Annotated in this window: 3 protein-coding genes; all 3 read right to left on the bottom strand. The window is 45.5% G+C overall.

What is annotated here, in order from left to right; genetic code table 11:
- Window positions 1-165: 165 nt before the first annotated feature.
- The 3 genes from AB7U36_RS21630 to AB7U36_RS21620 all read right to left on the bottom strand — a co-directional run bounded on the left by AB7U36_RS21630 (window position 166) and on the right by AB7U36_RS21620 (window position 2,901).
- A complete protein-coding gene (locus AB7U36_RS21630; RefSeq protein ID WP_414150293.1) occupies window positions 166-966 on the bottom strand; it encodes an ExeA family protein in 801 nt (266 codons plus the stop codon).
- Window positions 959-2,218, bottom strand: a complete 1,260-nt coding sequence (locus AB7U36_RS21625; protein WP_428161679.1) for a DDE-type integrase/transposase/recombinase — start codon at window positions 2,216-2,218, stop codon at window positions 959-961. The genes AB7U36_RS21630 and AB7U36_RS21625 overlap by 8 nt, the downstream gene beginning before the upstream one ends.
- Window positions 2,219-2,364: 146 nt before the next feature.
- Complete coding sequence (locus tag AB7U36_RS21620) at window positions 2,365-2,901, bottom strand: transposase (protein ID WP_414150291.1); 537 nt, start codon at window positions 2,899-2,901, stop codon at window positions 2,365-2,367.
- Between the last annotated feature and the right edge of the window lie 122 nt (window positions 2,902-3,023).

Genomic DNA, 3,023 nt, shown 5'->3' with positions numbered 1-3,023 from the left:
TGTAAATTTTCACATTATTTCGGACTGGTTTAATCACAATAAAACGGATCGAAATGTTCGAAAGACTGTGAAAATAATGGCGGGTTAAAAAGTGTGTTTCAGTTTTTTAATCACATAATCACGCTTTATTTCTCCAGAAAAAAAGGGAAATAACGCCGTCAGGCGTTAAATCCCAGCATCCGCAGAAGCGGCAAAAACAATCTCTTCATCAATAAGATCTGTTTGTTTTTGAAAGGCAAGAATCAGACACTGGGTAACCAGATTACCGACTAATCGCGGATAACCACCAGTGGATGATGAAATGGCTTCATAAGCATTCTCGTTGATCAGATTCCGTGAAACACCGGCATGCTTAAACCGGTGTTTGATATAATCCCGAACCTCATCCGGTGTAAGCGGCGAGAAATGAAACCGGGTCACCAGCCGCTGATCAAGCGACCGGTTCTGGTTTAAGGCCAGTCGGTTGGCCAGCGTCGGTAAACCGGTGAGAATCAGAATAAAAGGATTACGTTTATCCATGTCAAAGTTAAAAATGATGCTCAGATCGTGAAGAAACTGGGCTGAAGCCGACTGCATCTCATCCAGGATAAAGACCGGCGTGATGCGGCGTTTATCATAAAGATCCGTAATGGCGTTCTGAATCTGAAAAAACAGCTCCACTTTTCGAAATTTTGGCTGTTCCCCAAGCGAAAACGCCAGACCCCGGTAAAAATCCATGGTTGTCCCGGAAGACATCGGGAAATACATGACCTTATATAACGACGGATTCAAACTGTCGGCAAAGACCCGCAGGGTCGATGTTTTACCAACCCCGGGGTCCCCAGTAATCAGACCAAAACCGCGGGTGGTTTTGAGATAATCCAGTCGGGCTAAAACTTCCTTGTAAGCTTCAGATTGAAAGAGCATCGATGAATCAATGCCCTTGTCAAAGGGCGCCTGCTGGAACCCGAAAAATGATTTATACATGAGGAACACCGCCTAACGCGCTGTAGCTGATAGCATTGTTATTGCGTTTGGCAATGGCGTTGTCCGTCATGATGACTTTTTTGCAGGTAAGAATCCGGACACTGTTTTCATAAATATAGATTTCATCCGGACATTCATTGGGATAACGGATATCCACGCTCTTACCAATAAACATCGGCGACGCTTCGAAAAGGGCGTTGTGCAGCGAAATGGTGGCATCCGACTTGACCTTTCTGGTCACCCGGATCAGAAAGGCTTCATCAATAATTCGGGGATCAGAGAAATGCTTAATCCGGTCACTCCCCCGCATATAAAAGACCATCGGCGCTTCATTGAGACTCGAATGAACCTTATGATGATAATCCCGAGCCAGCCAGGCCTCAAAGCGTTGGTTGAGGACCTCCAGATCCATCAAGTCAGCATCCGTCAAAAGTGGATAGAAACGGCTGCGGACGGTTTTGAAAAAGCGCTCGATTTTGCCCTTGCTTTTGGGATCATAAGGCTTGGTGTTGACCAAGGCAATACCCAGGGTGGCACAGGAAGTATTCAGTTGGTGGGAACGGAAAATCTTGCCATTATCCGCATAAAGCATGGTGGGCTTGCCACAGGTAAGTAAAGCCGATTTAAGGACATGAAGGAGATCTTCATTCTTCTCAGCCAGCATGAACTGAGCCCCGGTAATCCGCCGGGAAGCATCATCGATAAAAGCGATCAGATAGGTTTTGCGTTTTTTACCGTTAAGAGTCAGATACGGGCCATGGGAAACATCGGTCTGCCATAGGGTGTTGATATCAATATGGGCAAACCGGCGGCGGTCAGATGTATCCGCCTGGGATGGCTTTAACAGTTGATGTTTTTTGAGCAGCCGATACACCGTCGAATAGGAACAGTCAGAGCTGGTGAAGTGGCCTTCATGAATGAGCCACTCATGGAACAACTTCACTGATAAATGGATGTTTTCCGTTCGCAGCGTAAGGAGTAGTCTGGCCGATTCTGCCGGTAACGCCCGGGACGAACCCTTGTCCGTCCGAACCTTGGGCTTAAGCGCATCAAAACCATGGCGCCGGTACAAACGGTGCCATTCCAGCAGGGTTTTACGGTTGTAGGTGCGGATGCCATAATGCGGGACATCATGGGTTTTGGCACTGACCTCATCCAGATAAGCCGTGTGGTTCGTGATGGTATCCGTAAGTAACGGCGCAATCAGGCCATAGCGAAATAAAGCAATCAATTCTTTGTCTTTTTCAGTCATTGTAAAAACCTCCGATTTTAATGAGTTGAGGTTTTAAGGATCCATAAAACCAGATAATCAGAGAATAACGGATCAATCGATAAAAGGCAAAGCAAAAGCTCTGTGGGACAAATAGTTCTTCAAAAAAATAGGGAAGGATGGTACAATTAAAGTGCCATAAATCCTATCTTAAAATGATCGTGATATCTTTTGCCGAAGATGTGGGGCTTCCCCACCGAGTAGACCATTTCAAGAAGCTTTATGGCTTTTTTATGCCCAAAATCAGGAAAGACGATTAAAGGATCATGACAGATGCGAAAATACTCAATCAGCCGGTTCAGACAAAAAAGGAAACGCCGGGTGATAAAGTGCCGATGCTGATGCGCTAAAGCGCAGGCTGAAGGAATCCTGTTTAAAAAGGCCCAAAGCAGTTCCAGCAGAAATGGAAGGGCCAGCTGAAACCCGGGATGGCAAAAAGAAGGCAGAATACTCACTGTCTTACCGCAATGGATACAGTAATGGCGTTGGACCGGAATGGCGAAGACATCCTCATACCAGATCACATGCCGGTGATAGATACCATGAAGATGAAGCCGCCTGCACGAATGACAATGAGGACAGCTGTCGATGCGAACTTTTTCAGCGGTGTAGAATTCGTTGATATAATCCAGCGGGTGGTCAGAAAAGTGTTCCAGATAAACCATGGTTTGTGCTTCCTTAAAGTGACTAATGATTAATCATTATACCATAATTGAAAAGCCAGGTTTAGCTGGAATAATTTGATTAAATCAGGACTTTTGGGACTCTTATAATTTGCTAATTAACA

This window comes from Desulfobacter sp., from assembly GCF_050177295.1.
The sequence above is the reverse complement of the archived record's forward strand: the minus strand, read 5'-3'. Positions and strand labels throughout refer to the sequence as shown.

Excerpts from the sequence above, each read along its gene's own strand:
- AB7U36_RS21630 (WP_414150293.1), bottom strand. The coding sequence starts at position 966 with ATGTATAAATCATTTTTCGGGTTCCAGCAGGCGCCCTTTGACAAGGGC.
- AB7U36_RS21625 (WP_428161679.1), bottom strand. The coding sequence starts at position 2,218 with ATGACTGAAAAAGACAAAGAATTGATTGCTTTATTTCGCTATGGCCTG.
- AB7U36_RS21620 (WP_414150291.1), bottom strand. The coding sequence starts at position 2,901 with ATGGTTTATCTGGAACACTTTTCTGACCACCCGCTGGATTATATCAAC.